Annotated in this window: 5 protein-coding genes; 4 read left to right on the top strand and 1 reads right to left on the bottom strand. The window is 43.6% G+C overall.

All coding sequences use genetic code 11. The annotated features are described in order from the left end of the window. Positions 1-59 precede the first annotated feature (59 nt). The gene (locus BCT81_RS16880; protein WP_008215789.1) at positions 60-848 is read right to left on the bottom strand and encodes a helix-turn-helix transcriptional regulator; all 789 of its coding nucleotides are present in this window, start codon (positions 846-848) and stop codon (positions 60-62) included. Positions 849-947: 99 nt separating this feature from the next. Here BCT81_RS16880 and BCT81_RS16875 point away from each other — a divergent pair, with 99 nt between their 5' ends. The 4 genes from BCT81_RS16875 to BCT81_RS16860 all read left to right on the top strand — a co-directional run. Then, complete coding sequence (locus BCT81_RS16875; protein ID WP_102425196.1) at positions 948-1,841, top strand: DMT family transporter; 894 nt, start codon at positions 948-950, stop codon at positions 1,839-1,841. A 192-nt stretch (positions 1,842-2,033) separates the two neighbouring features. After that, a complete protein-coding gene (locus BCT81_RS16870; protein ID WP_102425195.1) occupies positions 2,034-3,656 on the top strand; it encodes a peptide ABC transporter substrate-binding protein in 1,623 nt (540 codons plus the stop codon). Positions 3,657-4,021: 365 nt separating this feature from the next. Continuing rightward, entirely contained in the window at positions 4,022-4,525 is a 504-nt protein-coding gene (locus BCT81_RS16865) for an acyl-CoA thioesterase (RefSeq protein ID WP_008215795.1), read from the top strand. A 280-nt stretch (positions 4,526-4,805) separates the two neighbouring features. Beyond that, on the top strand, positions 4,806-4,988 hold a 183-nt coding region (locus tag BCT81_RS16860), incomplete at its 3' end, for a hypothetical protein (protein WP_102425197.1).

The raw sequence follows: 4,988 nt of genomic DNA, 5'->3' as shown, positions 1-4,988 counted from the left end.
AATTTAGATATAAAAACAGTAACCTCCACACTGTTAATCGAAGGAATTAACTAAACCTATTACAACAAACGGTTCTTATATTGTTCGGGAGTTTGACCTGAATACTTCTTGAACATACTGATGAAAGGACTGGCTTGGTTGTAGCCTAACGTAAGCGCAACTTCTTTAACCGATTGCCCATTTCTTAGCAAATCCATTGAGTATAAGTAACGAACGCGCAGTCGCCATTCAGTAAAACTCATGCCCAGTTCACTCTGGCAATGACGCGACAAAGTGCGCTCGGTAGCATGTACTTTCTCCGCCCAATCTTTCAACGAAACCTCATCTGTGGGGTTCTCTTCTATCGCCGCTAAAATAGGTGCAAGATACTTGTTGTCAGTTGAAGGTAAAAAGTGGTGTTCAACTTGACGCTCTGCGAGTTGATCCAATAAGACCTGGACCAATCTCTTATCTGGTTCGGTTTGTGCAACGTTAATATCACGCTGACGAAAGTCATCAATGATCGAAGAGACTATCGGCGTGATCTTAATTAGACTGGTCTTTTCTGGAAGGTGCTGAGTTAACTCTGGGGCGATATTCAGTGAGCAGTAATCAAGTGGTTTACGGTTATAACTGCAGTGCCTAACCCCTGCTGGCACCCAAATTGCGAGATGTGGCGGCGCCAAGAAACGAGTTCCCTCTGCCTCCATTTCAAGAATCCCACCACTGATCAACTGAACCTGTCCCCAAGGGTGACTGTGGACACGCGTTTCAGTATTCGATAGAAACGCTTCAAAATTCATAAATACGTTGGATGGTGCCTTATCAATTGATAAGGATGGGTGAAGGTTTCTTGGGTGTTTTTTCAAACTTGTCTTCCTATCGCGCCTGATGTCTTTTTAAAGATATCTGTAAGTATAACGACCTGTCAAACTAGCCGCATCAACTCATTTTGCGATGGAATTCACATGCATTATCTTTTACCTTTTTTCACAGTCTGTATCTGGGGTGCCAATGCGATAGTCAACAAGCTCGCTGCAAGCACCATCGAACCAAGCGCGATGAGTTTTTACCGTTGGTTTATTGCGATGTTAATTCTGACCCCTTTCTGCATTCGCTCGGTTATCAAACAGTGGCCAATCATTAAACCTAACTTATCAAAGCTGGCTTTCCTTGGCTTTCTAGGCATGGTGTTAAACCAATCTTTAGGTTACTACGCAGGCTTAACCACTTCCGCTTCGAACATGGCTTTGATTACATCATTAGTGCCATTGATCAGCGTATTCCTTAGCGTGCCACTGCTTAACAAATCGATTTCAAGTTTGAGTATTGTAGGCGGTGTGTTGTCTCTATCAGGCTTAGCATTAATGCTTGGCAAAGGCGATCCCCTATTCTTCATCCATCAAGAGTTAACACAGGGCGATGGCTACATGTTAATCGCAGCTTGTGTGTATGCTTCTTACTGCGTGTTGCTAAAACGTTGGAAAATGCCGATCAGCAATTGGGTTGTCATATACATGCAAGGGATATTCGCGGTCGCTATGTTGGCTCCACTTTGGCTAACGAGCGAGCAGCTAGTACCTTCACAACAAGCCATTCCTTTGATTGCTTACGCAGCTGTAGCGGCTTCTATTTTAGCACCTTGGATGTGGGTCAAAGCGATTGACACGATTGGCGCTGATTCAAGTGCGATGTTCATGAACTTAATGCCTGTAGTCGCAATTGTATTGGCATCGATATGGTTAGGCGAAGAGATTAACCAGTTCCATATCATTGGCGGTATCATGGTCGTTTCTGGTGTTATCCTTGCTCAAGTAAAAAGAAAACCGAGACTGGAAGCGCCACTACCTCAACAAAGTTAGGCAAAATTCCCATGCTTTAAGCTTCCTACACACGAACAAGTTTCACTTAACAATGCCTGCGTTACTCCGCAGGCATTTTCGTTTTGTTCACACCGCTTTCAAATTCCGTTAATGCACACTTGCTGTATTGCAGCCTGTGTCCGAGTCATGTTTAATGCATTGAGTACTGTTTAAGTTGTAAAAGGAATTACAATGATTCAACCAAAGCTACCTCTGCTTATCTCATCGCTTATCGCTCTCTCTTCGACTTCAGCTATTGCTGCTTCTGTACCCTCTGGCACTTCACTCGCCAAAGAACAGCATTCTGTTCGTGGGAATGGTGCAGAGCCAAATACGCTAGACCCTAGCTTCGTCAACTCTGGCATGCCAGGAGACATTATCGTCAACGATATGTTCGAAGGCTTTGTTATCGAGAACAGCGATGGACAAATTATTCCAGGACAAGCTGAAAGTTGGACATTCAGCAACGGGGGCAAAACGGTCACATTCGTTTTAAAAGACGACCTTAAATGGTCAAATGGTGATCCTGTGACCGCAGCAGACTTTGTGTTTGGTTGGCAACGCGCTGTGTCTCCCAAAACGGGCAACAACACGGGTTTTGTGTTCTCAACGGCAAATATCGTCAACGCCAGTGAAATTCTATCTAGAGACAAAGATCCCTCAGAGTTGGGGATTAAAGCACTGGACGAGCGCACGGTAGAGATCTCTTTATCGAAACCTACTCCCTACGTCATGAGTTTAATGAGTATTAAAACCTTCTTCCCTCTTCCAACTAAATTAGTAGAAGAGAAAGGAGATCAATGGACTCGTGCGGAAAACATCACGACCAATGGTGCTTACACTCTCAGTAAATGGGTTCCCAATGAATACGTCGAAGTGACGAGAAATCCAAACTATTGGGATAACGATTCAACGGTTATTAATAAGGTAACCTACCTAGGGTTATCATCTCAAAACGCCGAGCTTATTCGTTATCAGTCTGGTGAGATTGATATGACCAATCGCGTACAGCTTGAGTACTACCAAAAACTTGTCAAAGAGAGCCCAGAGCAAATTAAAGCGCAAGCTTTGCTAGGTTCTTACGTCTACTCGTTCAATACGCGTCAGGCACCATTTGATGATGTCAGAGTACGTCAAGCACTAAGCATGGCCGTGGACCGTGAAATACTAGTCGATAAAGTAACAGGGCAAGGTGAACCCGAAGCCTACAGCGTGACACCGAATAACATTCCTGACTACACGGCGCCGAAATCAGTATTTGAAGCATTAAATAGTGTCGAACGCCAAGCCAAAGCGAAACAGCTACTTGAAGACGCTGGATACAACGAAGCAAACCCTCTGAAATTCACACTCACCTATAATACCAGCGAGAACCACAAAAAAATTGCCATCGCAATTGCCTCGATGTGGAAGCCTCTCGGGGTGAACGTTGAATTACAAAACATGGAATGGAAAGCATACGTCGCAGCAAAAGGAACCGGAGACTATCAACTTGCTCGTTCATGGGCATTTGGCGATTACCCAGAACCTTCTGCTCTTCTAGAAGCATTCACTTGCGATCACACAGCAAACGAAAGCGGTTTCTGGAATCCAGAATACGATGAGCTTTTACAGCAAGCAAGCAAGACGGAAGATCAGGCTAATCGCTTTGCTTTATACCAGCATGCTGAGTCGATATTAAACGAATCTTCAGCAGTTATGCCTCTATATCACTACAATCACACTCGATTAGTGCGAAATACCCTCAAAGGCTTCCCAAACAACAATCCGAAAGGAAATATCTACGCGAAGGATCTATACTTCATACAACAGTAAAAGTGAGCTCAATAATAAAGACTTATAACTACCACCTTAGTGGTAATGAAGATAGAATCACTTTAACGAAACCAAATAAAACAACGGTTAGTTGGCTAACATTATAAAGGTACCGCGATGAGTACCCAATGGCTTAAAACACCTAGCACTGCGCTAGGTGTTTTTCTTTGTTACTAAAGTTCGCTACGGTTTGTTTTTCAAGGTCCCATAAGCCCCGTAAACATCAACCTTCACCTAGTTGTCATCCGTTTGAAAAAATACTCTTAACCTTGAGATTATCCGCTTTAAATTATGTCGTCTTAAGTATATTGTTATTAGCAAGTAACAAGCATGTTATGCAATAAAATAATAATGAAGGAAGATACATGAGCAGTAACAATAGCCGACAAGATGGTAAACGAGACGTTACTCTGCGTTTTTTAGCTGAACCCGGGGATGTGAACTTTGGTGGTAAAGTTCATGGTGGCGCAGCAATGAAATGGATCGATTTAGCAGCCTATGCTTGCTCTGCAGGGTGGAGTGGTAAATATTGCATTACAGCTTACGCCGGCGGTATTCGATTTGTTGCCCCAATTCATGTAGGCAACTTGGTAGAGGTGAGTGCGAAAGTTATCTATACCGGTTCGTCTTCTATGCATATTGCTATCGATGTACAAGCGAGTGACCCTAAAGAGCTGAACAACCGTCTTACCACTCACTGTATCGTTATTATGGTTGCGGTTGATGAAAATGGTAACCCGACTAAAGTCCCTGAGTGGGTACCAGAAACTCCAGAAGATATCGAATTAAGAGACTCAGCGATTCGCCTAATGAACATGCGAAAACAGATCGGTGAAGAGATGGAAGCGCACGTGAAGTATCTGAAATAAGGTCAGTCATTAGAGCTATAGCATCGTTTAGTACCTAGCCTTTTCAGCCAGTAAACTGTTTAAATGCCAAGCACACGCTTGGCATTCGTTTATCTAACCCTACCTATCTAACATACCCCAAAGGCACTCTGTTTCGCTCATAGAACGTGATTCTCAGCCAACACTTAGAATGAATAGCCCTAAGCTCAATGATTTATTTTGACTGTAATAAAGTCGTCATTTTGCTCTGGTTAAATACCGCCAATCATAATGGATGTACTTTTAATTCCCGGAGCCACACTTGAGCGTCACACGCCCCACTCTTAGCGAAGCTACACTAAACAATTTGAAGGCTGTTGAGTACCAATGGGTTAGAACTTTGTACGTCGAAGGCTACGACAGTAACGAGATCAACCATTACATCCAAACTTGCTTCGGCGGTGACTCGACGTTTGCGGACCTGTTTCGTCGCGTGGCCTTGGAT

Origin of the sequence: Vibrio sp. 10N.261.52.A1, assembly GCF_002876325.1 — a bacterium.
In the GTDB taxonomy this organism is placed as follows: Bacteria; Pseudomonadota; Gammaproteobacteria; order Enterobacterales; family Vibrionaceae; genus Vibrio; species Vibrio chagasii.
This window is presented reverse-complemented; position numbering and strand designations above follow the sequence as displayed.